This window comes from Dehalococcoidia bacterium (genome assembly GCA_003597995.1).
In the GTDB taxonomy this organism is placed as follows: Bacteria; Chloroflexota; Dehalococcoidia; order Dehalococcoidales; family UBA1222; genus SURF-27.
Genome location: QZJY01000030.1, coordinates 1 through 25,870, shown reverse-complemented (window position 1 = coordinate 25,870; position 25,870 = coordinate 1). Strand labels below are relative to the sequence as shown.

The window sequence follows — 25,870 nt, the reverse complement described above, 5'->3', positions numbered from 1 at the left end:
TTATACATAGTCAAATACGATGGTCCTTTTTAGGCCTGAGATATTTCGGCTATCATGCCTTTGACCAGCCTGATGGCCTCCGGATGGCGCATGACGGCTACATCGCCACCGGCTAGAAGCAGCACCCAGGCGGACATGGCCTCCAGCAGGATGCCGCGCCCACGGACGTCGCCCAGTTTCGGGTCCTGCTCTGTCGGCAGCTTGGCCTCTTTGCTTTTCCAGGTCTCGCGGGCAATGTTCACGATGATGGGTGAGGCCAGCTTTTCGTCCTGCTGGGTGAGCGCCGCCATGCGGATGCGCTCTATCACCGAATAACAGTACTCGATGCCGTAGCCGATGCTGGAAACTGTGGGGTCGAGCACAATCTGGCTGTCGGGCACGCCCAGGTTTCCCAATAGAATGTTAAGCTGCTTGGCCAGGTTGATGTCGATAGGCGAAGAGGCGGCAATAGTATGACCGTAGCCCAGCGCTACGGCGGCGATTTTTTTATAGTCCCCCTCTTCCACGGGGCCGACGATGAGCTTCTTGTCCTGGCATACCTCGCAGACGCGCTTCAGCACCTCGGTATCTTTTTCGTGGTTGGCTGTGCCCCAGACAATCAGGGGTACGTTTACGCCGTCTGCCACTCTTTTGACTGTTGCCGCTGCCGCCTCCGCCCCGGCGTTGGCTCCGTTGGGGTCGGTGCTGGCAAGTTGAAGGCACAGCATCTCGGCGCCGTAGTCCGCCACGCATTTCTGCGCCCAGGCCAGCGGGTCGTGCGTCACGCCGGAGAATGGTTCCAACGCTGCCGGCGGCCAGTCATCAGGCTGAATGTCGTAGACCTCCATGGCGATTTTCGGCAGGTTGGGCATAGAACCTTCAAATGTAAAGAAAGGGTAACAGGTCTCGCCGCCTACGATGGCGGCTTTTGTACCTGTACCTAACGTGACTGTTTTTATCTGTCCGCTATAGTTTTGTTTGGGTAGTTCCAGAGCCACATCTGCCTCCTATTGATGGAAAATTCCAAGCACTAAGCATCAAATACTAAATAGAATCCTAAGCACAAAATCCTTTAGGATTTAGATATTAGAATTTAGGATTTTTGTTATTAAGCTGGTATTTTGCGCTTCTCGCTTCCATGCCAGTCCTTGCCGTACCAGTAACGTTCGCCGGTTTCCAGGTATTTCAATTCCTCGGCGCGCGTGCCTAGCTTTTGTCGCCAGCGACCGTCGTCCTTCCCCTCCGGTTTGCCCGGCTCAAATGTTTCGCCCAGCACAGGCGCGCCGTTCGCGGCGCATTTTGTTTCGGATGTATCGCTCATAATTACCTCTACCTTCAATCCAGTCCGCAAGCCATCCTGGCGGCTTTGACTGTGTTTGACATAAGCATAATAATAGTCATGGGGCCTACGCCGCCCGGCACCGGGGTGATGGCGCCAGCCTTTTCCTTGACCGCCTCGAAATCCACATCGCCGGCCAGGATGCGCTTACCCTCGGCTGTTTTGCCGACCTCGTTAGTGCCCACGTCTATGACCACCACTCCTTCTTTGACCATGTCGGCGGTGATAAATCTGGGCTTGCCGATAGCGGCGATTAGTATATCCGCCCGCCGCGTGTGGCTGGCGATATCCCTCGTGGCGCTGTGGCAGATGGTGACCGTGGCGTTAGCGCCTCTGGCTTTCTGAAGCATGATATTGGCGATGGGCTTGCCCACGATGTTGCTGCGGCCTACGACCACCACCTCGACTCCATCGGTCTTGACGCCGCTGCGCTCCAGCAGCACCTGTATGCCGTGCGGGGTGCAGGGCAGGAATCCCGGCTCGCCTATTACCATGCGCCCCACGCTTACAGGGTGGAAGCCGTCCACGTCTTTGGCCGGGTCGATGGCGAAGATAATTTTCCCCTCGTTGATATGTTTGGGGAGGGGCACCTGAACCAGTATGCCGTGAATGCGCGGGTCGCGGTTGAGTTTGTCAACAAGCTCCAGCAGCTTGGCTTCCGGAGTGTCGGCCGGCATATCATGCCTCTCGGAATATATACCCAGACTCTGGCACATTTTAACTTTGCTGCCGACATACACCTGCGAGGCAGGGTCCAAACCCACCAGTACTGTTGCCAGGCCGGGTGTCAGGCCGTGTTTTGCCTTGAGTTCGGCTACCTCCTGGCGTACCTCCTCCATAATCTGACGGGCAATCTCGGTGCCGCTGATAATTCTGGCTGTCATCTCGCACCCCCAACCGGATTTGGTTTTAATACTTCGTCCATCAGCTTTTTTACCGCATGGACTGCCGGTGATGTATCGGGCAGGTCCAGTAGAGAGCGCTGCTCCAGGTCGAAGCGCTGGATTTCGGCATCCAGCGGGATGAGCGCTATGGGCTCGATGTGGAGTTCTGCGAGCTCTCCAGTGATACGTTCATCTAATTTGCCGGGAACGCGAGTGAGGATGAAAGAAACACGCTTGACGTCTAACTTCAATTCGTTTACGAGTTCACGGATGCGGTCCGCCGTGCGGATACCTTTTACCGAATAGTCCGAGGCAATCAGAAGCTCGTCGATGTTTTCGGTGGTGCGGCGGCTGAGGTGTTCCATGCCGGCCTCGTTGTCCATCACCATGTACTTATAGTTGCCCTTGAGCCTGTCTATGAATTCCTTGAGAACGCTGTTGGGGTAGCAGTAACAGCCGGTACCCTCTCCCCTCCCCATGGGTATCAGGTCAATGCCCCTGCTTTCGACGATTGCCTGGTTAAGGCGCACCTGCAGGAAGGCCCCCTTGTTCATGCCCGAGGGGATGCTGACCTTATCCGAATTAAATTCGGCCAGTATGGAACCGATGGTGGTCCCCAGTTTGAGCCCCAGACTCTCGTGAAGATTGGCGTTGCCGTCGGCGTCCACGGCCAGGATAGGGGTAAGGCCGCGGTTTTTCAGCTCTCGAATCATCAGGCTGCAGGTGGTGGTCTTCCCGCTGCCACCTTTGCCGGCGATGGCGATGGAAAACGTCATCTGACGCCCCCTATTTTTACAGACGGGAAGAGGCCGGCCTCGGTGTGTGGCAGGAACATGGCGGCGGTGTAATTGGTCATGAAGTCGGCTCTCTCGGAAAGCTCCAGGTTGGTCATCATGGCGGCCACCCGGCGGCTTTCGCGCAGCAGGTCGGCGGAGTACGAGATTAGCCGCGCCCCCAGCAGCGAGCCGTTGCCGATGAAGATAAATTTATCTCGCGGCATGTCCGGCAACAGCCCGATGGTGATAGCGTTTTCGATATTGAGGCGGCTGCCGAAGGTGCCGGCGATGACTACCTCGTCGATGCTGTCCATCCTGCTCCCCACGCTCTTCACCAGTGTTTGATAACCGGCGTAGAGGGCCGCCTTGGCGCGGATGAGGTTGGTCATGTCTATCTCGGTAAAAACTATGTCCTTGCCGGTAGCGCTCTCTCCGGCAGGCACAAGCAGGTACTCGTAGCCGTCGTCGCCCTGTCTGATACGATGGGTCGCGGCGGTGTTGAACTTGCCGTCCTGGCTTACCAGCCCGGTCCTCAGCATAACGGCAGCCATGTTGATTATGCCTGAGCCGCAGATGCCTTTCGGCTTTCCCCCGCCGATGACGCTCAGTCCCGGCTCTCCGTTTTTGGCCTTCAGCTCGAAATCTTCAATAGCGCCGGTGGTGGCCAGCATGCCGCATTTTATGCCACCCCCCTCGAAGGTTGGCCCGGCGGAGGCGGCTGAAGTGACCATCCAGTCGCGGTTGCCCACGACTATCTCACCGTTGGTGCCGATGTCTATGTACAGGGTAACTTTGGGACGCTGGTAGATGCCGCTGCCGAGTATGCCGGCCACGATATCGCCGCCCACATAGCTGGCTACAGAAGGCACGGCATAGAGATAAACATGCTGCGCGACATCAATTCCCAACTCTTGTGCCTTGACCAGCGGCGGATTGCTGACCGTCGGCACGTAGGGCGAGAGCCTGAGATACTGCGGGTCGAGCCCGAGCAGCAGGTGCACCATGACCGTATTGGCAGCCACCACCACGTGGTTGACGTTATCGATGCCGACTTCAGCCTGCCCGACCATCTCCTTAATCAGCTTGTTAAGGGTTTCCACCACGGCCTTCTGCAGCTTCTCCCGGCCGCCGGGTTTGCCGCGCTGGGCGATACGGGAAATGACGTCCGCCCCGTAGCTTATCTGTCCGTTATAGTCGATGGCCTGCGCCAGCACGCTTCCGCGCGCAAGGTCGAGCAATTGCCCGCGCACGGCGGTGGTGCCGATATCGAAAGCCAGAGAATAATTGGTTCCGCGGGTATCCCCCGGTTCGATATTTATGAGCCTGCGCAGGCCGTTGTTATCCAGGAAAGTGGCGGTCACTTTCCAGTCAGCGGCCCGCACAACCTTGGCAAGCTTGTTGACTGCTCCAAAATCAACCTCGATGTTTGTCGGGCCGCAGCTTTTTTCTATGCAGCGTAAAAGGCGGCTGAGGTCGCTGGCGTTGTCTTCCAGACTGGGCGGCGTGAGCTCAAGCAGTCGTTTTTCAACGGGCGGGGCAAAGCGCCATCCCGTAGCCAGCGTCTGCCCTATGGCGGCGGTGGTCAGTTTCTCCTGGGTCAACACCGAAGTTTCAAGGCGCGACTCAACAGGTACTTCAACCACCATGTCCGACATTACTTTAGTTTGACAGGATTGTCTCATGCCTCTCTTATAGTCGGCGGCGGAGACTTTGCTGGTCTGGTGACTTTCGACATGCCCCTCTTTCACCAGTACGTTGCACGTGCCGCAGGTGCCGGTTCCACCGCAATTGGCGTTGATATGCACGCCCGCCGCAATGGCGGACTGCATCAAATTCGCGCCCTCATCCACAACAACATCCACGTTGTCGGGCTCAAAATGCACCTTATATTTCAATTTGCAATCAGCAGACATATAAATCCTAAGCACCAAGCACCAAATACTAAATAAGCACTAAATCCCAAATTCGAAACGATTTTTTGATGTTGTTGATTTGAACTTATTTAGTATTTAGATATTAGAATTTAGTATTTCCCATCCTTAGAACAATCCTTTGACTTTACCTGTCTCAGTGTCCACGTCAACTCGCCTGAAAGCCGGGTCGGAAGACGTTCCCGGCATGAGCTTGATGTCTCCGGCCACCGGTACGACAAAGCCGGCACCGGCATAGGTGAGGATATCGCGGATGGGCAGCGTCCAGCCTTTCGGACGGTTCTTTAACGTGGGGTCGTGTGACAGGCTTAAATGCGTCTTTACCATGCAGGTGCACATATCGTTGGCGTTGGGTTCTTTTTCCAGTCTCTCGGCCTTGGCCAGCGCTTCGGATGAATAACTCACGCCGTCGGCGCCGTAAACCTCTCTGGCAATGGTTTCGATGCGCTGCCTGAGCGGCATGGTGTTGGGGTAAAGCAGCTTGAAGTCCACCTTCTCCTTGCAGGCATCCATGACGGCCTCGGCGAGCTCGGTGGCTCCCGCCCCTCCCTTCAGCCAGTGTTGAGATACAGCCACGCGCGCGCCGGCTGTCTCGGCGGCACGGCGGATGACCTCGGTCTCGTCCTTGCCGTCGGTATAGAAGCTGTTGATGCACACCACCGGCTTGATGCCGCTCTTTTTGACCGTCTCGATGTGCGCCACCAGGTTCGCCACGCCTTTCTCGACAAGGCCGGGATTGGGCTTGGTATAGGCATCGTCCAGCGGTTTGCCGGGCACCACTTTCGGCCCGCCGCCGTGCATTTTGAGGGCGCGTACGGTGGCTACCACCACGGCGCAGTTGGGTGTCAGGCCGGAAAGGCGGCTCTTGATGTCCCAGAACTTCTCGAAGCCGATATCGGCGCCGAAACCGCTCTCCGTAACGTGGTAGTCCGAGAGCTTGAGGGCCACCTGGTCGGCCACGATAGAGGACTGCCCTACGGCGATGTTGGCGAAAGGCCCGGCGTGCACCATTACAGGCTGGCCTTCCAGCGACTGCATCAGGTTGGGGTTGGCGGCGCGCACCATCCAGGCGGTCATGGCTCCATCCACCTCGAGGTCGCGCGTGGTGACGGGATTGCCCTGCTTGTCGTAGGCCACCACGATGCGGCCCATGCGCGCCCGCATATCCTTGAGGTCTTTGAAGACGGCCAGTATGGCCATCACTTCGGAACTCACCGAGATGGCGAATCCCGAGCGCATCATGAAGCCGTCCATCTCGCCGCCGAGGCCTATGACCATGTCGCGCAGCGCCTGGGCGCAGAAGTCCATTATCCACTTCATCTGCACGTTGCGCGGGTCGATGTCGAGCCGCTTAAGCTTGCGTTTGGCCAGAAACTCGTCGGTATTGATGAACTCGTGCTGGATTCTGGCGGTGAGGGCCACCATGGCCAGGTTATGGGCGTTGGTGACGTTATCTATGTCTCCTGTAAGGCCGAGTGAGAAAGGAGTCAGCGGGATGCATTGCGAGAGACCGCCCCCGGCGGCGCTGCCCTTGATGTTGAAAGTAGGTCCGCCTGAAGGCTGGCGGATAGCACCGGAGACGTTCTTGCCCAGTTTGCCCAACCCCTGCACCAGCCCCATGGTGGTGGTGCTCTTGCCCTCGCCCAGGGGCGTGGGGGTGATGGCGGTGACGTCTATGTATTTACCGTTGGGCCGCTTCTCAAGCCTTTTGAGCACGGCGGCGAAGTCTATTTTGCCGATGTAGTGGCCGTAGGGCAGCAGTTCCTCTTTGAGGATGCCCCATTTATCGGCCAGTTCCGTAACCGGCGTCATGTGCTTTTCGACTTCTTCGGCTACCTGCCAGTCGGCCAGCTTGGTGGGATCGAGGGTGGTGATGTCGAATTTGGGCATGCTTGGCTTTCTCCTTCTCGATTCTTTATTATCTACGCCCTGTGAGGGATAGATTGCCGCGTCAGCCTGTTGAAAATTTCTTTGACGGCCAGCATCATCTGCGGGCTCGCATCTAACCCGGGGCTATTCTGCAGGTCGGCTTGAATTATGGAAGCGTCGTAAGGGATGAAGCCCAGAATGTCGAAACCGGGCAGGGATGAGGCGATGAAATCTCTCTCGGCGGCGTTATGCACCTTGTTGCCCACCACGGCGAGGCTCGTGATACCCAGGTCCTTAGCGAGCTGAGCTATGCGCCCGGCGGTGTCTATGCTGGCGCGTCCCGGCTCTACCACGATAATCAGCTTATCCACTGCTCTGGCCGTGCCCCGGCTGAGGTGCTCTATGCCTGCCGCCATGTCCATGACCACCATCTCGTTACGCGCCAGCAGCAGGTGTGCCATGAGAGCGGCCAGCACGGCGTTCTCCGGGCAGTAGCAGCCGGCACCGCCGGCCTTGGGACGCCCCATCACCAGCAGGCGGATGCCCTGATGCTTGACGGAATACTTCTCGGGGATGTCGTCCACGCGGGGATTAATCTTGAAGTAGGGGGAGCTTGCGCCGGGCTGCGTGCCGGTGCGCTCCTGGATGAGTTCTTTCATCTCGGAAATAGGGGTGATTTTATCCGCGTCGGGGAAGCCCAGGGCGAGGGCCAGATTGGCGTCGGGGTCGGCGTCTATAGCCGTGACGGAGTAGCCTGCCTGCGCCATTGTTTTGGCCAGCATGGCTGAGAGAAGAGTTTTGCCTACCCCGCCTTTGCCGCTAATTGCCAGCTTCAATAAGTTCCTCACCGACGGGAGCATAAAAATAGTTCTCCCGCTAACTGAAATCAGAGCTTGGAAAACTGGCTAACCCGGTTTTGAGGTTATCAGGAGGTCAGGTTAGGTTAATAGTATAACGGATTGATTAAACGATAGTCAAGACTATTTAGCGATGAATAATGATGGTGGGGGAGAGGGTTTGAAAGCGCCCTATCCGGTAAAGGCCCTCACGGTCATCCCGATGCCACCCCTGACTTCCTACAGAGTGTCATTCGGGCGAAAGCGGGGTCTATGGTCATACCATTGGGCAAACGTCGGGATATTTGCCATTCCACGCGTACGCTAGCCGATAAATAACATGGCCTCTGAATATATGAAAAAGGAACTAATTTCTCATCAGTGGCTACGGCACATGAAAGCCTTTTTACCCGCCAGTTGATACCTTAAATTATGGCTGTCAAAATCCAGAATGCTAGCCCTAAGGCAACAAGGTTGATATTTTTGATTTTGGCACCTACACCAAAAGTGGCCAGGAGAAAACAGATAAACCCACAGATTAGCAGAACCAGGTCGATTGTTATGTTCATTATTTCTCCTTATTTACTTGACTATTACCTGCCAGTTGATAGTCGAATACGAATACTACCCCTATAGTATTTTATCACCAATGTCAATACCCGCTTATTGGCAGGTTTTATCGTTTACAGGTACGATGAACCATCTCAGTTACGCTCATTGCCATTGAACGAACATTGGGATATTGTTGGCTAATACTTATAGCTCTTGTCAAAGACAGGAACGGCTTTACTCATTACCAAGGCTTTAGATTATCCGGGTGTCTGTCTCTTTGTAGAAGCCTGGCAGGAGCTCAAAGCTTACTTTTCAATCTCCTTGAGTTCCTCGGTTATATCCTTAGCCATCTTAAGGAAAAGCTTTCTGATTTTTTTCATTACATGCTCGGCTGCCTTTGATGCTAGCAGGAGTATAACTTCTGATACACCACGGGGCAAGAGCCTGTGCCTGGAAATCTTTTGAGAACCAACTTTGGAACTGTTCGCAGGAGAAGACACAGCAAGAGGGCGGGCAAACTCTTTTAGCCTGGAACGATAGAAACGTAATACACTGTCTGAAATCCGCTTCCTCCGTAGACAATATCCTCTGATGCGAGTATATTTGAATAAAGAAGAATCCGTTAAAAACTTAGAGGGAGGGATTTAATGGGCGTTGCTATTGATTACGAAAAAGTCCTCACGGAGATAGTGTTCGTCAACCTTCCCGGGCCAGATGAACCCTCGCCCGGCATGACCGGAGGCGAACTGCTTCACGGGTTCCTATCCGACCTGTACAAGGCACCAAACCCGGATGTCAAACACTACGTGGATATGCTATGCCTCAAGTGGAATATCCACTACCGCACTGTCTAACACCCTTCGTTACAGGTGCATTTCGATGAGTTTGGCCAGCCTCTTACAGTGGTTGGTTCAGCTAAAGATTTCTTGCGCTTCACGAGCGGCTGTAGCGAAATATCTCTATCGTTGATGCCGGATGCAATCCCACATAGCTGACATGCCTCCAGGGGTCTAAAGTATTCCTGACTAAAACAGAGCACCCAGCGTCACGCCATTTTGGGCGGACGCTGGGTGCTCTGTTTATCAGTTTACCAGTCAGAATATTGAGTGTCTGCTTACTTGGCCCATTTCTCCGCGAGATTGCCAAGCAAGGGTAATTTCCATGAATTTCCTTGGTAAGCCCTTACCATCAATATTATCGATAGAACTATAAACAGAATCCAGAATATCGGTATTACGAATAGCCCAACACCTGTGAAAGTTAAAATAAGAATAATGATAAAGTACGCCGCGCCCAGTATGATCGATTGCATGGCGTTGAATCGTACGGTAGGTCTCTTATCGATAAGGAAGAAGATAAGGCCTGAAACCCAGCTAAACAAATAGCATAATAAACCCGCTACGTTTTCTTGCAGACCATTAGAATTGTCGGCCATCAAATATTCCCTCCTCTTAAGATATTGCTTAAGATATACCCACCGCAAGCGCGTGTCAATAGATTTTGCGTTAAGAAGGGGTTAATTTTCCACTTTGTCTATGCGGTAATGGATTTTGCCAGAAGGCACGACCACCTCGACGGTCTCGCCCTGTTTCTTCCCGATGATGGCCTTGCCGATGGGTGAAACGTGGGAAATTTTTCCCTTAGACGGGTCGGACTCTTTGGGGCCGACGATTTTGTATGTCTGCGTCTTGCCCGTGTTCATCGCCACCAGCACCACCGTATTGCCCACTGCCACACGCGACCTGGATTTGTCGGACTGGTCGATGATAGTGGCCGTTTTAACGATGGCTTCGAGTTCCTTGATACGCCCGTCGATGTGCCCCAGCTGTTCGCGCGCGGCATGCAGCGGAGCGTTCTCGCGGAAGTCTTTATCGGCGGCGGCGCGGCGGATGTCCTCCAGCACCGTCGGGCGCTGGCTCCTGAGCAAAATCAGTTCTTTTTGAATGTCGTCGTATCCCTGCTGAGTCACCACGCCCATATCGGTTTGCGTCTGTGGCGTGCGGGCTGCGGGCAGCGTCTTATCTTTTCTGGCCTTGAGATGTACCGACAGGTTGCTCTCCGTCCAGCCCTCTTTTTTGGCGCAGGTCAGAAACTTGCGCAGTATCTCGAGCTTGCGCGCGTGGTCGGTATCGGAGGCGGAAAAGCGTTCCGAATATCCGGCGACGTCCAGTGGCGTCAGGCTTTCAATAAGCTTCTCGCCGCGAAACCAGCTCACGAAGTGCCTCACTTCAGGCGCGGAAGCCCTGGCGATATCGGGCGGCAGTCCTCTCAAAAACTTGCCGGCGGCGTCATTCAAAGTCATCCCCGGGGTATTTTCAGACATGAGACCTCTCTTCTTGCGGATTATTAGCGGGAGTGCCCGGGGAGGGCCTTCTAGCGGACGGCCACACCACCTGTTTCACGATATGAAGCATAGCACTTCCATGCCAGTCGAAGCCAATCCCGCTTGATGCGGACAGCCGGGCGGCCAGCCCTTTGCGCTCGGCCAGAGCCACGAGCCATTCCAGGCGCGCATCCGATAGCCTCCCGTAGAGCCGGTGCGCCCAGCCACCCAGGCGCAGTTCCCACCCCAGCAGACGTTTCCACTCTTTCTGGTACGAGGATAAACGTGAAGCGGAGAAGTCCCCTTTTTCCAGTGCGGAGTGCAGCGTGTCGGCGGCTATGTCGGCGCACAGCAGGCCGAAGAAAAGGCCCCCGCCCGTCAGAGGCTTGACCTGCCCGGCGGCGTCGCCCGCGAGGAGTATCCGATTGGCATATGTCTGTCGGGGAGTCGTGAGCGTTATACCACGATACGCTGGTTTTCCCGTGACGGCCTTTATCCTCCCTTGCTTTTTGAGCAAAGCCAGGAAGGCTTCCAGGCGGGTGCCGGCCTCTTTTCCAGCCATCAGCCCGGCCAGCGCCGTGGAGCCGCCCGACGGCACCAGCCAGCCGAAGAAACCCGGCGCGACATCCCGGCCGAGATACCCCTCGACCTCAGCGAGGTCAGGGGCCTCCACCTCCGCCTGCGCGCCGACCGTCCAGTCCCGCGCCCGGTCAAAGCCCAGTTTCTCGGGGAGCCGCGAGCCGAAGCCACAGGCTAACACCAGCGCGTGAGCTTCGAAATGCTCCTCTTTGCCTCGGCGGTCGGCCTTAAGCATCACTCCATCGGGATTAATCATGACATCCGTGACGTTATGTGCCAGTTTATAATCAACCCCCTCGTCCTGAGCCTGACGCGCCATCCAGGCGTTAAATGCGCCGCGGTCGATGACGGCGGCCTGTACTTCGGAACGTTCGAGCCTGAGCGATTTACCGGATGGAGAGAATACAGAGGCACTGTTAAGCTCTTTCAAGACCAGTTCAGGTGGTATGCTGAAACGCCTGAGGCACTCGCGGCTGACGATGCCCGTGCAGCAGACGGGACCTCCCACGGAGGGGTTCTTCTCCAGGACAGCCACCTGGTACCCGGCTTTGGACAGTTTATACGCCGCCCGGCAGCCGATAGGGCCACCGCCCACCACCAGAAAATCGTAACGGTTCATTTTTTGTTGAAATAGTCTATCTCATGGAATTATAACACGGAAACGCGTTTTCTAGCCGATTTTCTATGCCCAATGTGAGGAGCATTATAGGCGCATAATATTGTTCCCCATCTGGTGAAAGGAGGAAGGGTTGTAGCCGAAATACCGAATGGAGAACTCTATTTGGACTTTACCTATCCTCTCCAAAAAGTCATTAGCCTCATTCTTGAGCACTATTGTCCCATCTCCAAACAGATACCTACGAGCGTCGTTCGTGATTACGTTTCTTGCGAATGCTATTTCCCATTCCGAAAAATTTTTACATTTTCTTCCACCACGAGGCTGTAAGCTCTCTTTATCATTATTGTCTGGTCTACGCATTATTTCTAAGAGTAATTTAGGAGATAAAGGAACATAATAAGTAAACGAAGAAAAAGCACCGCCTTCACCAACTAGACGAACTGGTTGAAGATAACCCGAAATTGGATTGTCTGACGAATAGAGACGACAAGAATCTGGTACACGCCCAATTCGCCAGGGAGCGGCTCGGAGAAGATTCGCATATCCTTGAATTTCCCCAAGCATATGATTAGTAATGTTAGTCTGCTGGTGAGGTTCTGTTTCTTGAAACCACCATGAATCTGGTTTATTTTCAATATCCGCCCAGTGATAGTCTGCCTCTGCTTTATCAAATTGAGCATAAATTTGCCTTTTACCCATCTTCTTTATTTCTGTTAGCATATCAGCAAATGTTTTTTCCATTCTTTCTCTAAATGCCGGGGTACGAAATCGAAGCGCGGCAAGAAACCTAGAGAAAGAAACTTCGTTTTCAGTAGATAGAGACGATAAGGTGTCTGGGTTGTCCAACAACTTTTTAATAATTGGTGCTGCTTCATTTTCTAGGTTTGCAAGCCAAGTTTCAGTGGAAAGATGATAGTCTGCGATATGCTCATCATAAAATTGATTCGCAACTGCCGCATTTACTGTGGATGTTCTAAATTCGGTATTTTCGTCAAGATCAAATACACGAATCTTGTTATCTACTACAAATTCACGTAGTAAGAGTTGGGGCACATAATGCTGACGCCTAACCTCAGTAAAGCTCAAATTTGGCTCATTCCAAGACTTAAACTCAGTCATATTACTTCAGTTTCAACTAAAACTTCAGACGGGAATTAATTATTAGTGGAATTATAACACTGCATTAAATGTGTTTTTGTCGGATAATGGGTTAATCATACCCTTCATCACTCTCAAATTGCCACTATGCTCACCCCGTGTTAGAATATTCAACTCGATGGACAAGCGCGACCTCAAATACTGGCTCGGTTTCAGCCTGACCCCCGGCATCGGCCCGGTCAGGTTCGGCCAGCTTGAGGCTGCCTTCAAGACGCTCGAAGCTGCCTGGCAAGCCGGACCCCCCGAACTCAAACAGGCGGGGCTGGACGATAACGCCGTAAAGAGCATCAATCAGACTAGACCCAAGCTCGACCTCGACGCCGAGTGGGGTAAACTGGAGAAGCTGGATATACGCCTGATAACCCATCACGACAAGGCCTATCCGGCGCGGCTTAAGGAAATATACAACAGGCCGGCGCTCCTCTTTATAAAAGGTGAGATAAAGACTGAGGACGAGTGGTGCGTGTCCATCGTCGGCACCCGGCAGCCCACCATCTACGGGCGGCAGGTGGCCGAGGAAATATCCGCCGGGCTGGCCGCCAGCCGTATTACCGTAGTCAGCGGCCTGGCCAAAGGCATCGACGCCATCAGCCACAAAGCGGCGCTCGAAGCCGGGGGGCGCACGCTGGCAGTGGTGGGAGGGGGTCTCGACAGCGTCTATCCGTCAGAGAATACGGAGCTGGCGAAGCGCATCATAGAGCACGGGGCTATAATAAGCGAGTACCCGCCCGGCACGCGCCCGCGCCCGGAGAATTTCCCACGGCGCAACCGCATACTTTCGGGGCTGTGCCTGGGGGTGCTGGTGGTGGAGGCAGCCGAGGGCAGCGGCGCTCTAATCACGGCGCAACTGGCTCTCGAACAGAACCGCGAGGTGTTCGCCATCCCGGGCAGCATATTGTCTAACGCCTCGAGCGGCACCAACAAGCTCATCCAGGCCGGGGCTAAGTGCGTCCTGCGGGTGAGTGATATACTGGAGGAGTTGAACCTGACGGCGGCGGCCCACCAGATGGAAATGAAAGTGGTATTGCCGGCCAGCGACACGGAGGCGGCGCTGCTTAAATACCTGGGTGCTGCCCCGATTCATATAGATGAGATTTGCCAGGTGAGCTGCCTGCCCGCCCACACCGTCAGCGGCACGCTGGCCATGATGGAGCTCAAAGGCATGGTGAAGCAGGTGGGCGCCATGAATTATGCTTTAGTGCGAGAATCACGCGAGAACTACGCGGTGACGATAGAGTAGGAAGAAAGTTTTATGGCAAAACACAGTCTGGTTATCGTGGAATCCCCGGCCAAGGCCAAAACGCTGGCCCGCATGCTGGGAAAAAGCTATATCATCAAGGCCTCGCTGGGGCATGTGCGCGACCTGCCCAAGAGCCGCATCGGGGTGGATATCGAGCACGACTTCGAACCCAAGTACGTCGTGTCGCGCGACAAGAGCAAGACGGTCAAAGAGCTTAAAGAAGCGGTGAAAGACGCTTCCACCGTCTATCTGGCAACCGACCCCGACCGCGAAGGAGAAGCCATCGCCTGGCACCTGGCGGAGGCTACGCGCGTCGATAAAACCAACTTCCGCCGCGTCGTCTTCCACGAAATTACTTCGGATGCCATCGAGGAGGCTTTCAAACACCCGCGCGACATTGACATGCACCTGGTGGACGCCCAGCAGGCGCGGCGCATCGTCGACCGGCTTTTGGGCTACAAGCTCTCGCCCCTGCTGTGGAGTAAGGTGCGCCGCGGGCTCTCGGCGGGACGGGTGCAGTCGGTGGCGGTCAAGATCGTGGTGGACCGCGAGCGCGAGATAGAAAAGTTCGTGCCCGTGGAATATTGGACCATCGCCGCCGAGCTTTTAAAGCACGGCACAACAAAACCCCAGTTCCGGGCGACGCTGGTGGGGCTGGCGGATGGCAAGAAACTGCCCGTATCGGACAAGAAGACGGCAGAAGCCGTCAAGGGCGAGCTGGAAAAGGCCGAGTACTCAGTTTTCAAGATAGCCACCAAGCAAGTCAAACGAGCCCCCGCCCCGCCCTTCATCACTAGCACGCTGCAGCAGGAGGCCTGGCGGCGCTTTCACTATTCCGCCAAGAAGACCATGGCGCTGGCGCAGCAGCTCTACGAAGGGCTTTCCGTGGGCGACGAGGGCAGCGTCGGCCTCATCACCTACATGCGCACCGACTCGACGCATGTGGCCACACAGGCCATCGCCGAGGCGCGCGAGTACATAAGCGGCAAGTACGGCGCGGACTATCTGCCGGCCAAACCCCGCGTCTTCGCCGGCAAGGTGAAGGGGGCGCAGGAGGCCCACGAGGCCATCCGCCCCACGTCCGTCAAACGCGAGCCGCAGGCAATTAAATCATTCCTGAGCCTCGACCAGAACAGACTCTACCAGCTCATCTGGCAGCGCATGGTGGCCTCACAAATGGCCGAGGCTGTTTTCGATAACACCACACTGGACGTGGAGGCTAAAAGCAAAGCCGCAAAAACCAATTACCTTTTGCGCACGCAAACCTCGGTGAACATCTTCCCCGGCTTCATCACTTTATATACCGAGCAGAAGGACGAAGAGGACGAGGAGGAGAAAAAAGCCTCTGCCCTGCCGAAGCTGGAAAAGGGCGACGCTCTCAAGCTGCTGCCTCCCATCCAGACCGAACAGCAGTTCACCAAGCCGCCGCCGCGTTTTACCGAGGCCACCCTAATCAAGATGCTGGAACAGAACGGCATCGGGCGCCCGTCCACCTATGCCCCCATCCTGGCCACTATACAGGACCGCGAATACGTCCACAAGACGGCCGGGGCCTTCCAGCCCACCGAGCTGGGCTTCGTGGTGACCGACATGCTGGTGGAAAACTTCGGCAACATTATCAACGTGGAGTACACCGCCCGCATGGAGGATGAGCTCGATAAAATCGCTAACAATGAGATGGAGTGGGTCGGCGTAGTGCGAGACTTTTACGGCCCGCTCGAAAAGGACCTCGAGAAAGCCTCTGAAGGCATCGAAAAGGTCAAGCTCGAGGATGAGAAGACCGGGGAATCCTGCCCCGACTGCGGCAAGCCGCTGGTCATCAAGATGGGGCGCTTCGGCAAGTTCATCGCCTGCTCCAACTATCCCGAGTGCAAGTACCACACCAACTTCCGCATCAAGACCGGCGTTCCCTGTCCGGATTGCCCGGAGGGGGGCGAGATGGTGGGCCGCTTCAACAAAAAAGGCAAGATTTTTTACGGCTGCAGCGCCTATCCCAAGCACAAATTCGCCATCAATGCCAGGCCTTTGAAGGAACCCTGCCCGGAGTGTGGCAAGCTGCTGATTGAAGCGGGCAAAGGAGTGCGCTGCACCAGCTGCAAATACCGGGGCAAAAAAGCGGAGTAGACCGCATGCAGCAAGCTGTTTTAAGCTACGTGGACCGCTTCGTGGACTACCTCGAGGCCGAAAAACACGCCTCGCCCTATACTGTGCGCAACTATAAGAGCGACCTGGTGGGCAACCTGCAGCACGGCTCGCAAAAGGGCTTCTTCCAGTTCCTCGACCAGCGCGGCATCACCTCGCTGGAAGCAGTGGACAAGCGCGTCATGCGCGAATACCTGGGCTACCTGGTGGACCAGCGCGTGGCCAAGGTGAGCCTGGCGCGCAAGCTCTCGGCCATACGCTCCTTCTACCGCTACCTGCTGCGCGAGCACATTATAGAACGCAACCCTACCGCGCTCACGGTTTCCCCCAAACTGGACCACCACCTGCCGGAGTTTCTCACAATAGACGAGATGGACCGACTGCTCAGAATGCCGGATGTGAGTACCCCCCTGGGCATTCGAGACCGGGCCATCCTGGAGCTGTTTTACGCGGCGGGTATGCGCGTCAGCGAGATGGCTGGGCTCAACATTAGACAGATGGACATGGACTCGCGCGAGATACGCGTGGTGGGCAAGGGCAATAAAGAGCGCGTGGTCATCATAGGACTTCCGGCGGCGCAGGCGCTGGAGACGTACCTGCGGCAGACCCGGCCTAAGCTTGCCATCAAAGGGTCGGGCAGCGCCGTATTCCTTAATTATAAAGGCGGGCGGCTCACCGAACGCTGGCTGCAGAAGTTGCTGATCAAATATGCGCATAACGCCGGGCTGCTGAAAAAGGTGCATCCCCACATCCTGCGCCACACCTTCGCCACGCACCTGCTGGACGGCGGGGCCGACCTTAGAGTGGTGCAGGACCTTTTAGGGCACGCCAGTTTATCCACCACTCAGATTTATACCCATGTAACGCAGACACAGGCCCGCCGGGTCTATATGGGCTCGCACCCCATGGCCGGGTTGAAGGATAAAGAAAATGAAAACGACGCAGAAGCGCCTGCAAAAACTGAGGACTACTCTATCTGAAAAAAACATTCCGGCCATACTGATTTCGCAGCCAGAAAACCGCTACTATCTCTCCTGCTTCAGCGGCTCGGCCGGTTATCTGCTTATCACGCAGGAGAAACAGATTCTGGCTACCGATTTCCGTTATATTGAGCAGGTGAAGCGGCAGTCGCCCGGTTTCAGCCTTTTCGAGATAAAAGGCGAGATGTCCGCCTGGTTTCCTGCGTTCATCTCCGGGCTCGGTCTAAAAGAGTTGTTTTTCGAATCCGAGGACATCACCTTCGACAGGTACAGCAAACTCAAGAAGATAATCGCCCCTCTGGGTATCAAACTCAAGCCCTCCAGCGGCCTGGTGGGGGCCATGCGCGCCGTCAAAGAGCCGGGCGAAATAGCCCTCATCGAGCAGGCGGTGGCCGTCAGCGACGCCGCCATCGAGCACATACGCCGGGCCGCCCGCCCCGGCATGACCGAGATTCAGATGGCCTGGAAAATAGAAAAATACATGCGCGAGCACGGCAGCCAGACCGTGCCCTTCGAGGTCATCGTGGCCGCGGGTAAAAACGCCGCTTTACCCCACCACCGCCCGTCCTACTATGTCGTCCAGGCGGGAGAACCCATTATTATCGACATTGGCGCAAAGTGCGAAGGTTACGTCAGCGACCTGACGCGCACCATCGGCCTTGGAAAAGAAGACAAACAGTTCCGCCGGATTCATGGAATCGTTTTGGAAGCCCAAACGACGGCTGAGGAGCAAATACGCTCAGGCATGAGCGGGAGCGAGGCCGATGCCATCGCCCGCAACATCATCGAAAGCGCCGGCTACGGCGACAAGTACGGCCACGGCCTGGGACACGGGCTCGGGCTGGTGATACATGAAAAGCCGTACGTGGGAGTCACCTCCAAAGATGTGCTGGCTGACGGCATGGTCTTCACCGTCGAGCCCGGCATCTACCTGCCCGAATGGGGCGGCGTGCGCATTGAGGATACGGTCGTGCTCAAACATGGTAAAATAAGAGTGCTGTCCAAGTCGCGAAAGTAGCGGGCATCCCTGCATCGAAAGGAAACCAGATTATTGATTAAAGCCGACCTCCACGTCCACACGCGTTACTCAGGGGATTCCGACACTACATTCGAAAAACTGGTGGAGCGCTGCAAAACGATGGGACTGGGCGCCATCGCCGTAACCGACCACGACACCGCCGAGGGTGCGCTGGCGCTCGCCAGACAGGTCTTACCCTTCAAGGTCATCGTGGGAGAGGAAGTGGCCTCCACAGAAGGCGAGATAATCGGGCTATTTCTCAAGGAGAGCATCCCCGGCGGCCTGTCGCCGGAGGAGACTATCAAGCGCATCCGCCAGCAGGGCGGTCTGGTGTGCGTACCCCATCCGTTCGACCGCTACCGCTCGTCAGCCATGCAGGCAGCCACGCTGGAGCGCATCGCCGGACAGATAGATATTGTAGAGGTCTTCAACGCCCGCAGCATACCGGCGCAAGACCTCTCGCTGCCGGGCAAGTTTGCAGAGTCCCACAAACTGCTTAAAGGCGCTGGCAGCGATTCGCATTCGGCGGCGGAGGTCGGGCGGGCCTATGTCACTATCCCGGATTTCGAGGGGCGCGACGATTTCCTCAAGGCCATGGCGCAGGCGCAAATCCATGCCCAACACCACAGTCCTTTCATTTACGTGAGGAGCCTGTCACGGCGCATCAAAAAGCTGTTCCGGAGCAGGCGTTAGCATGTATCGTATAGGCTGGTTTTCTACTGGACGGGACGAGGCCGCCCGCAACCTGCTGGCAGCGGCTGTCGAAGCTATTAAAAACGGCGAGGTCAAGGCTGTTATTGAATTCGTCTTTTGCAGCCGCGAGCCCGGCGAGTCCCCCGAGAGCGACGCTTTTATAGAACAGGTAGAGCGTTATGGTCTGCCTCTGGTTTGCTACTCTTACCAGAGATTTAAAGCCAGAACGCCAGCGGACACGCCGCCGTCTGGCTCATTTCCATCATGGCGGCTGACCTATGACCGCGAGGTCATGTCGCGCCTCGGTGATTTATGCCCCGACCTGTGCGTGCTGGCGGGCTACATGCTCATCGTCGGCCCGGAGATGTGCACGCGCTATACTATGATAAACCTGCACCCCGCTTTACCCTCCGGTCCCACCGGCACCTGGCAGGAGGTTGTCTGGCAGCTCATCGAGCAGAAGGCATCCGAAACAGGCGTCATGATGCACCTGGTCACGCCGGAGCTCGACCGCGGCCCTGTGGCGAGTTACTGCCGCTTCTCGATACGCGGCGGGGAATTCGATACACTCTGGAGTCAGATGAAAGGCAAAAGCGTCTCCGATATCAAGAAGACGGACGGCGAGTGTAACCCTCTCTTCAGGCTTATTCGCGCCGAGGGGCTCAAGCGCGAATTCCCGCTGATAATCGCCACCATCAAGGCCTTCAGCGAACGCCGGGTCCGAGTGGAGGCAGGCAAAGTGATAGACTCTCATGGTAAAATTATCCCGGGTTACGACCTGACGCGCGAGATTGACAGGCTGGTTTCTAAAGCCTGACGAGGAGTTGAACATCAACAACTTTATCTGTTTCGACCTGGAAGGCCCGCTCTCGCCCCAGGACAACGCCTACGACCTGATGAAGCTCATCCCGCAGGGCGGCAGCCTTTTCGAGCTCATCAGCCGCTATGACGACCTGCTCACTATGGATGCCCGGGAAGACTACGAGCCCGGCGATACGCTGGCCCTCATCGTGCCTTTCCTGCTGTTGCACAAAATCCAGGAGGCAGATATCTCTACTCTGGCCCACCATGCCAGCCGCACGCAGGGCGCCGGAGAGCTTATCCGAGACCTCAAAACTCAGGGATGGCAGATATTCTGCATCTCTACAACCTACGAACAATACGCCCACCATATCGCCGGCGGTCTCGGCATATCCATCGAACACGTGGCGTCCACACCCTTCCCGCTGGACAAGTTCAACCAGGAACTTTCCAAAGAGGATATAGTTCTGTTACAACGGGCTGAAGAGGAATTCCTCAAGCTCAGCCAGTCCACCGACGATCATCTCATCAAGAGCAAGCTGGATGATTTCTTCTGGGGCAGGCTGCCGCAAACCCCTATGGGCAAGCTCATTCGCTCCGTCAAACCCGTGGGCGGCCAGCGCAAGGTAGAGGCGCTGACACGTTTCTCACTGGAAAACTCGCAACCGTTCGAAGGATGGGTGGTGGTGGCCGACAGCATCACTGATTTCAAGATGCTCAAGGCCGTGAATCAGGCGGGAGGTTTGGCTATAGGCTTCAACGCCAACCAGTATGCCTTACCGTATGCTACCATGTCGCTGGCTTCCACACACCTGAGCGACCTGGCTCCCATCCTGGGAACCTGGAGGAGCTGCGGGCGCGGCGAGGTGGAGAAGCTGGTCAAGGAGACGGTGATTGAAGCCGACTCCAACCGTCGCAACTTCCACTGGCTGGCGGAAAAGGGTAGCGACATCTACGACATCATTTCACTGCACCGCAGATTGAGGAAAATAGTGCGCGAAAAAGCCGGAGAGCTGGGCTGATGGTTAAAAACACATTTCCACGCGTGGTCGGTCTGGGTGCGCTCAACGTTGACCGCATTTTCCGTGTGGAGCGCCTGCTGGCCGATGGGGAAAGCGCTATCGAGGACGGCGGCTCATTTGCCGGAGGTTCCGCCGCCAATACCATCTATGGACTATCAAGGCTCGGCGTTACGACGGGTGTCTGCGGTGCGGTTGGCGATGACTCAAATGGCAGGCTGCTCCTCGCCGACTTCAAAAAAGTCGGCGCCGATACAAGCCACATCATAACATTGCCAGGAGTTTCCAGCGGCACCGTTTTCTGTCTGAGCGCCCCTCGCAAGCGCTCCCTGTATGTCCTCGCCGGAGCCAATGGCTCGCTCAGCCTGCAAGACATCGACCTGGCCTATATCAATCACGCTGAATATCTGCATCTCTCGTCATTTGTGGACGACGCCCAGTTTGGCCTCTCTCAAAAGATTGTGGAGAGGCTGTCGCCGAAGGTCAAATTGAGTTTCTCTCCAGGCGCGCTTTACGTAGCGAGAGGCATGAAGGCCCTTAAACCGTTCTTTATGCGCACCCACATCATCTTCATCAATCGAGATGAAATAGAAAAGCTTACCGGATTAGATTATCAGAAGGCTGCCGGCGCATGCCTCAAGGCCGGGTGCAAGGCGGTGGCTGTGACCCTTGGCAGGGGTGTGAAACTCGATGGCCGGACGGTTGTGGCCTACATACGCGATAACCGGAACGAATGGTTCATCGACGCGGGAAAGCCGTCACGTGCAAAAGTAGTCGACACTACGGGGGCGGGTGATGCCTTTGCCGCCGGATTCCTCTTCGGCCTGCTTGAGGGCAAGCCTCATGAGACCTGCGGCAGGCTGGGCCACTGCGCGGCGCGTCTCAGCCTTAAATGCAGCGGCGCCAGGGGGGGACTCCCCACCCGGCGCCAGCTCGAACAACATTTCTTAAAGCTCTACGGAAAGAGCGAGTAACACCAAACGCCCTTTCACTTACCTCTCCCGCATTTGCCCCGATGAATCTTTAGACCTGAGTCTGCCAGGTCGAGCTCGACAATGAAATTAAAAACTCCTCTCCATTAATGGAGAGGAGTTTTTTCCTAATTCCCTCTCCCTTGATGGGAGAGGATTAAGGTGAGGGTGAGACTTTGGATTCAAGACTTTCCCCCTCACTTACATCTCTCCCGCAAGGGGAGAGAGATTTGATAATTGAATTTCCAGGCTTTCGGCTACTTCTTGCCCTTGACCTCTTTGGGCTCCGGCTTGGTCAAAATCTCGTCTATCAGGCCGTACTCCACCGCCGATACCGGATTCAGATAAAAGTCACGGTCCGTGTCGTGGACTATCCTCTCCATCGTCTGGCCGGTATTCTTGGCTAGGATATTGCGTATGATTTCCTGCACGCGCAGTATTTCGCGGGCGGCTATCTCGATATCGGTCGCCTGTCCCTGCGCCCCGCCGATGGCCTGGTGCATATGGATGGTGGAGTTGGGCAGCGCGAAGCGCTTGCCCTTGGCCCCGGAGCACAGCAGCACGGTGGCCATGCTGGCAGCCAGACCCATGCAGATGGTCGATACAGGCGGGCGGATGAGCTGCATGGTATCGTAGATGGCGAGTCCAGAGTTGATGACGCCGCCCGGCGAGTTGATGTACAGGTTGATGTCCTTGTCCGGGTCCTCGCGGTCGAGGAATAGCAACTGGGCTACGATGCTGTTGGCCACCTGGTCGTTGATGGGCGTGCCCAGTATTATAATGCGCTCCTTAAGCAGCAGCGAGTAGATGTCGTAAGCCCGCTCCCCGCGCGCCCCGCTCTCGATAACCATGGGAACAACATTCTTGAAATCCATATTCAGCAACCTCCTGTAGGTAATATTTTAGTCCGCCTGGGCTTTCTCCACAAGCAGCTTTTTGGCCTTGCCCGTCTTGAGCCACCAGCGCAGTGTATCGCGGTTCTCCGGCTTGTTGAGGTAGGTGGTCTGCTCCTGCACCTTGTCCCCCGCCTCAGCAGTGAGGGCGGCAATCTGCAGGTCCACGTCCGCATCGTCGACTTCCAGTTTCTCAGACTCGATGAGCTTGGAGATTACCAGGTTGCGCTTGACGCGCTGCTCCGCCTGCGGGCGGTAGGTCTCGAGCAGCTTTTCCTCGGAGGTCATTTTGAGCACGGACTTGAATTCCTCCTCGTTCTGCGTCGTACTCCGCACGCGGTCCACATACTCCTGCACCATGCGCCCGGCTTCGTTTTCCGTCAGCAGAGGAGGAAATTCTATCTGGCTCTTTTCCACCAGGGTGTCAATGACCTTTTCCTCGAAGGCCTTGTCCTCGGTGTCCTGCGCCCGGTGCTGAAGGTCGGCCTTGAGCGCCTCGCGCAGCTTCTCGATGCCCCCGCAGCCGGGGGCTACCTTCTGTGCGAACTCATCGTTAAGCTCTGGCATCTTCTCGCGGCGGATATCGCTTACTTTCACTTTGAAATGTACGTCCTTGCCAGCCTTGGCCTTGTCGGGATAAGTGTCCGGCATCTTGAGACTGAACTCGCGCTCATCGCCGGCCTTCATTCCCACCAGTTCCTCGGCGAAACCGGGCACGGGGAAGCGCCAGCCCGGCAATAACTGGAAGTCGGCCTCCTTCTCCACGACGTAAGGCGTCCCTTCAACATCGCTCTCGATGTCCAGAACAGCCATATCCTTGAGCTCGGCGGGGGCGCCGGTGGGTTCCCAGTCGGCCGTCTGGTGCTGGGCGCGCTCCAGAATATCTTCGACCGCCTTGTCCTCGATGACAACCGGGTTGGGCTTCATTTTGATGGCGTTGTAATCGCCCAGAGTAATGTCAGGCGGCAGCGGCACGGTGGCTTCGAAAATAACCGGCTCTCGGGTGGTGACGCGCACCATAGGTGTGGCATAGGCGCGTACCTTGTTTTCCACCAGCATGCCGTCGATGAGGTCGGGTAGCGCACGCTTCATAGCCTCATCGAAGATGGCGTCCTTGCCGACACGGTGTTCCAGCACATCGCGGGGCACCTTGCCCTTGCGAAAGCCGTCGATATTAACCTCTTTCACCAGGTGCTCGTAGGCCGCTTCCATAGCGGCATCGGTCTCGGCTTCATCCAGCTCGACCTTGAAAATCTCCTGGTGGTTCTCGTTCTTGCGGTCCAGTACCTTCATGTTGCCTTTACTCCTGATTCTTATTCATCACGCAGCCGGATATGCAACTCTTTCAACTGCTCCTCGGTTACCGGGGCAGGGGCGTTGAACAGCATATCCGCCGCATTCTGGTTCTTGGGGAAGGGTATTACCTCGCGGATGTTGCCCGCATTCGAGAGCAGCATCACCAGCCTGTCGATGCCCACCGCGATACCGCCGTGGGGCGGCGCGCCGTAAGAGAAGGCCTCCAGCAGGTGGCCGAAGCGCTCGTCGATCTCGGCTTCTGTGTACTTCATCACCTGGAATATCTTGCGCTGTAGCCAGGCCTGGTGGATGCGGATGCTGCCTCCGCCCACTTCGTAGCCATTGAGCACGATGTCGTAGGCGCGCGAGCCCGCCCTGGAGGGTTCGGTATCCAGCAGCGGAATGTCGGCTTCGAGAGGCGCGGTAAAAGGATGGTGCGTCGCCTGCCAGCGTCCCATGTCCTTGTTCCATTCCAGCAGCGGGAAGTCCACCACCCAGGCGAAAGCAAACAGGTCGGGAGCGGCCAGGCCGAGCCTGAGCCCCATCTCCTGGCGCAGCTTGCCCAGCGCACTGGAGACGACCGCTTCGGTATCAGCCACAAAAACAATCAGATCTCCGGGTCTGGCTCCGGTTTTGACAGCGATCTGCTTCACCTGTTCCAGATTGAGGTATTTAGCAGCCACGCTCTTCACCATTTCCATGGTTAAGTTTTCAATCGATGGACGTTCGCCGGACAGCGCCAGGCTCAAAAGACCTTTGGCCCCAAAACTCTGCGCCAGCTCAGTCAGGTGCGCCAGCTCCTGGCGCGAATAGCCGCCGCAGCCGGGCAGGGCGATGGCCTTGACCTTGCCGCCTGATTCAACGGTGTTCTTGAAAACGCCAAACTCGGTATGCGCCACAACGTCCGACACGTCGCCGATATGCATGTCGAAGCGCAGGTCAGGCTTATCCGAGCCGTAGCGCTCCATGGCCTCGGTGAAGGTAATGCGGGGAAAGGGAACCGGTACGCGCTTTTCAGGGCACATCTTCCGCATCATCTGCGTGAACATCTCCTCGGTGACGCGCATGACGTCCTCTTCGGTGACGAAGCTCATCTCCACGTCGAGCTGGGTGAACTCCGGCTGTCTATCGGCGCGCGTATCTTCGTCGCGGAAGCACTTGGCTATCTGGTAATATTTTTCCAGGCCTCCCACCATGAGGAGCTGTTTCATCTGCTGGGGCGATTGCGGCAGGGCATAAAATTTGCCCGGATGCACGCGCGAGGGCACCAGGTAGTCCCGCGCTCCCTCTGGCGTACTCTTGCCCAATATGGGCGTCTCCACCTCGACGAAGCCCAGCTCGTCGAAGTAGCCGCGTATGAAGCGCACCACCTGATGGCGCAGCATGAGTATATCGCGCACGCGCGGGCGGCGCATGTCCAGGTAGCGGTACTTGAGGCGCAGGTTTTCGTCAACCTCCACGTCCTCGTTGATATAGAAGGGCGGTGTTTCCGAGGTGTTGAGTATTTTGAGGCCCTCGGCCACGATTTCTATTTCTCCCGTAGCGAGCTTTGAGTTCTCGGTGCCCGGCGGGCGGCGCGAGACCTGTCCCGTCACCTGCACCACGAATTCGCTGCGCAGGTCTCCTGCCAGTTTATGGCAGTCGGAGTTGATTTCCGGATTGAAGACCACCTGCACCAGGCCGGAGCGGTCGCGCACATCAATAAAGATGAGCCCGCCGTGGTCGCGGCGGCGGTCAACCCAGCCGGCCACGGTCACTTTCTGGCCGACAAGACGCGCGTTCAGTTCGGGGGAGCTATGGGTTCTAAGCACGGTGCACCTCGAAGAAATACACTAAACGCTAATTATAGCCGAGAACGGTGCTGGCTTCAAGCTATTGTAAGAGTCCAGTACATATTGGATTTTTGGGGGTTAGTGACAAAGTTATCCAAATAGTAGCGCAAAGGCGGAAGTTTTCCAATAGCCCGGTGAGG

The 25,870-nt window shown here is 56.3% G+C and carries 23 protein-coding genes; 9 read left to right on the top strand and 14 right to left on the bottom strand.

From position 1 onward, the window contains the following. Positions 1–29 precede the first annotated feature (29 nt). From C4542_04560 to C4542_04530, 7 genes are all read right to left on the bottom strand, one after another. Entirely contained in the window at positions 30–977 is a 948-nt protein-coding gene (locus C4542_04560; GenBank protein RJO62194.1) for an acetyl-CoA decarbonylase/synthase complex subunit delta, read from the bottom strand. A 110-nt stretch (positions 978–1,087) separates the two neighbouring features. Beyond that, positions 1,088–1,318: a hypothetical protein gene (locus C4542_04555; GenBank protein RJO62193.1), complete on the bottom strand. Its 231-nt coding sequence runs from the start codon at positions 1,316–1,318 to the stop codon at positions 1,088–1,090. Further along, the gene (locus C4542_04550) at positions 1,315–2,202 is read right to left on the bottom strand and encodes a bifunctional 5,10-methylene-tetrahydrofolate dehydrogenase/5,10-methylene-tetrahydrofolate cyclohydrolase (protein RJO62192.1); all 888 of its coding nucleotides are present in this window, start codon (positions 2,200–2,202) and stop codon (positions 1,315–1,317) included. Before C4542_04550 ends, C4542_04555 begins: the two co-directional genes overlap by 4 nt. After that, positions 2,199–2,978, bottom strand: coding sequence for a carbon monoxide dehydrogenase (locus C4542_04545; GenBank protein ID RJO62191.1), 780 nt, complete (start codon positions 2,976–2,978; stop codon positions 2,199–2,201). Before C4542_04545 ends, C4542_04550 begins: the two co-directional genes overlap by 4 nt. Beyond that, a complete protein-coding gene (locus tag C4542_04540) occupies positions 2,975–4,891 on the bottom strand; it encodes a DUF4445 domain-containing protein (GenBank protein ID RJO62190.1) in 1,917 nt (638 codons plus the stop codon). The genes C4542_04545 and C4542_04540 overlap by 4 nt, the downstream gene beginning before the upstream one ends. A gap of 126 nt (positions 4,892–5,017) precedes the next feature. Further along, positions 5,018–6,799: a formate--tetrahydrofolate ligase gene (locus tag C4542_04535; GenBank protein ID RJO62189.1), complete on the bottom strand. Its 1,782-nt coding sequence runs from the start codon at positions 6,797–6,799 to the stop codon at positions 5,018–5,020. A 32-nt stretch (positions 6,800–6,831) separates the two neighbouring features. Further along, entirely contained in the window at positions 6,832–7,614 is a 783-nt protein-coding gene (locus C4542_04530; GenBank protein ID RJO62230.1) for a carbon monoxide dehydrogenase, read from the bottom strand. 1,199 nt (positions 7,615–8,813) lie between these two features. Between C4542_04530 and C4542_04525 the strand changes: the two genes are divergently transcribed. Further along, positions 8,814–9,020 (top strand): hypothetical protein, encoded by a 207-nt coding sequence (locus tag C4542_04525; protein RJO62188.1) that lies wholly within the window; start codon positions 8,814–8,816, stop codon positions 9,018–9,020. Positions 9,021–9,280: 260 nt separating this feature from the next. Here C4542_04525 and C4542_04520 read toward each other — a convergent pair whose 3' ends face one another. The 4 genes from C4542_04520 to C4542_04505 form a co-directional block, all read right to left on the bottom strand. Beyond that, entirely contained in the window at positions 9,281–9,601 is a 321-nt protein-coding gene (locus C4542_04520) for a DUF4870 domain-containing protein (protein RJO62187.1), read from the bottom strand. A gap of 81 nt (positions 9,602–9,682) precedes the next feature. Next, positions 9,683–10,489, bottom strand: coding sequence for a transcription elongation factor GreA (gene greA / locus C4542_04515; protein RJO62186.1), 807 nt, complete (start codon positions 10,487–10,489; stop codon positions 9,683–9,685). Then, entirely contained in the window at positions 10,482–11,687 is a 1,206-nt protein-coding gene (locus C4542_04510) for an NAD(P)/FAD-dependent oxidoreductase (protein RJO62185.1), read from the bottom strand. The genes greA and C4542_04510 overlap by 8 nt, the downstream gene beginning before the upstream one ends. 84 nt (positions 11,688–11,771) lie before the next feature. Then, complete coding sequence (locus C4542_04505; protein ID RJO62184.1) at positions 11,772–12,806, bottom strand: DUF4238 domain-containing protein; 1,035 nt, start codon at positions 12,804–12,806, stop codon at positions 11,772–11,774. Positions 12,807–12,963: 157 nt separating this feature from the next. Between C4542_04505 and dprA the strand changes: the two genes are divergently transcribed. The 8 genes from dprA to C4542_04465 are packed head-to-tail and all read left to right on the top strand — an operon-like array spanning position 12,964 to position 21,712. Continuing rightward, positions 12,964–14,085 (top strand): DNA-protecting protein DprA, encoded by a 1,122-nt coding sequence (gene dprA, locus C4542_04500; protein RJO62183.1) that lies wholly within the window; start codon positions 12,964–12,966, stop codon positions 14,083–14,085. Between the two features lie 12 nt (positions 14,086–14,097). Next, a complete protein-coding gene (topA, locus tag C4542_04495; protein RJO62182.1) occupies positions 14,098–16,209 on the top strand; it encodes a type I DNA topoisomerase in 2,112 nt (703 codons plus the stop codon). 5 nt (positions 16,210–16,214) lie between these two features. After that, positions 16,215–17,207, top strand: coding sequence for a tyrosine recombinase XerC (locus tag C4542_04490; protein ID RJO62181.1), 993 nt, complete (start codon positions 16,215–16,217; stop codon positions 17,205–17,207). After that, complete coding sequence (locus tag C4542_04485; protein ID RJO62180.1) at positions 17,158–18,225, top strand: M24 family metallopeptidase; 1,068 nt, start codon at positions 17,158–17,160, stop codon at positions 18,223–18,225. Before C4542_04490 ends, C4542_04485 begins: the two co-directional genes overlap by 50 nt. Positions 18,226–18,234: 9 nt before the next feature. Then, positions 18,235–18,918, top strand: coding sequence for a PHP domain-containing protein (locus C4542_04480; GenBank protein RJO62179.1), 684 nt, complete (start codon positions 18,235–18,237; stop codon positions 18,916–18,918). A 1-nt stretch (position 18,919) separates the two neighbouring features. Then, a complete protein-coding gene (locus tag C4542_04475; protein RJO62178.1) occupies positions 18,920–19,735 on the top strand; it encodes a phosphoglycerate transporter in 816 nt (271 codons plus the stop codon). Between the two features lie 7 nt (positions 19,736–19,742). After that, positions 19,743–20,741, top strand: coding sequence for a hypothetical protein (locus C4542_04470; GenBank protein ID RJO62177.1), 999 nt, complete (start codon positions 19,743–19,745; stop codon positions 20,739–20,741). After that, entirely contained in the window at positions 20,741–21,712 is a 972-nt protein-coding gene (locus tag C4542_04465) for a carbohydrate kinase family protein (protein ID RJO62176.1), read from the top strand. Before C4542_04470 ends, C4542_04465 begins: the two co-directional genes overlap by 1 nt. Before the next feature lie 254 nt (positions 21,713–21,966). Here the strand turns inward: C4542_04465 and C4542_04460 are convergent, their stop codons facing one another. From C4542_04460 to aspS, 3 genes are read right to left on the bottom strand one after another with little or no spacing between them, the layout of a single operon-like run. Next, positions 21,967–22,584 carry an ATP-dependent Clp protease proteolytic subunit gene (locus tag C4542_04460; GenBank protein RJO62175.1) on the bottom strand — a complete coding sequence of 206 codons (618 nt, stop codon included), beginning with the start codon at positions 22,582–22,584 and terminating at the stop codon, positions 21,967–21,969. 27 nt (positions 22,585–22,611) lie between these two features. Next, complete coding sequence (gene tig / locus C4542_04455) at positions 22,612–23,895, bottom strand: trigger factor (protein ID RJO62174.1); 1,284 nt, start codon at positions 23,893–23,895, stop codon at positions 22,612–22,614. A gap of 20 nt (positions 23,896–23,915) precedes the next feature. Continuing rightward, the gene (gene aspS / locus C4542_04450) at positions 23,916–25,709 is read right to left on the bottom strand and encodes an aspartate--tRNA ligase (protein RJO62173.1); all 1,794 of its coding nucleotides are present in this window, start codon (positions 25,707–25,709) and stop codon (positions 23,916–23,918) included. Positions 25,710–25,870: the final 161 nt, after the last annotated feature.

Excerpts from the sequence above, each read along its gene's own strand:
- C4542_04550 (RJO62192.1), bottom strand. The coding sequence starts at position 2,202 with ATGACAGCCAGAATTATCAGCGGCACCGAGATTGCCCGTCAGATTATG.
- C4542_04545 (RJO62191.1), bottom strand. The coding sequence starts at position 2,978 with ATGACGTTTTCCATCGCCATCGCCGGCAAAGGTGGCAGCGGGAAGACC.
- C4542_04540 (RJO62190.1), bottom strand. The coding sequence starts at position 4,891 with ATGTCTGCTGATTGCAAATTGAAATATAAGGTGCATTTTGAGCCCGAC.
- C4542_04535 (RJO62189.1), bottom strand. The coding sequence starts at position 6,799 with ATGCCCAAATTCGACATCACCACCCTCGATCCCACCAAGCTGGCCGAC.
- C4542_04525 (RJO62188.1), top strand. The coding sequence starts at position 8,814 with ATGGGCGTTGCTATTGATTACGAAAAAGTCCTCACGGAGATAGTGTTC.
- C4542_04520 (RJO62187.1), bottom strand. The coding sequence starts at position 9,601 with ATGGCCGACAATTCTAATGGTCTGCAAGAAAACGTAGCGGGTTTATTA.
- greA (RJO62186.1), bottom strand. The coding sequence starts at position 10,489 with ATGTCTGAAAATACCCCGGGGATGACTTTGAATGACGCCGCCGGCAAG.
- C4542_04510 (RJO62185.1), bottom strand. The coding sequence starts at position 11,687 with ATGAACCGTTACGATTTTCTGGTGGTGGGCGGTGGCCCTATCGGCTGC.
- C4542_04505 (RJO62184.1), bottom strand. The coding sequence starts at position 12,806 with ATGACTGAGTTTAAGTCTTGGAATGAGCCAAATTTGAGCTTTACTGAG.
- dprA (RJO62183.1), top strand. The coding sequence starts at position 12,964 with ATGGACAAGCGCGACCTCAAATACTGGCTCGGTTTCAGCCTGACCCCC.
- topA (RJO62182.1), top strand. The coding sequence starts at position 14,098 with ATGGCAAAACACAGTCTGGTTATCGTGGAATCCCCGGCCAAGGCCAAA.
- C4542_04490 (RJO62181.1), top strand. The coding sequence starts at position 16,215 with ATGCAGCAAGCTGTTTTAAGCTACGTGGACCGCTTCGTGGACTACCTC.
- C4542_04485 (RJO62180.1), top strand. The coding sequence starts at position 17,158 with ATGAAAACGACGCAGAAGCGCCTGCAAAAACTGAGGACTACTCTATCT.
- C4542_04475 (RJO62178.1), top strand. The coding sequence starts at position 18,920 with ATGTATCGTATAGGCTGGTTTTCTACTGGACGGGACGAGGCCGCCCGC.
- C4542_04465 (RJO62176.1), top strand. The coding sequence starts at position 20,741 with ATGGTTAAAAACACATTTCCACGCGTGGTCGGTCTGGGTGCGCTCAAC.
- C4542_04460 (RJO62175.1), bottom strand. The coding sequence starts at position 22,584 with ATGGATTTCAAGAATGTTGTTCCCATGGTTATCGAGAGCGGGGCGCGC.
- tig (RJO62174.1), bottom strand. The coding sequence starts at position 23,895 with ATGAAGGTACTGGACCGCAAGAACGAGAACCACCAGGAGATTTTCAAG.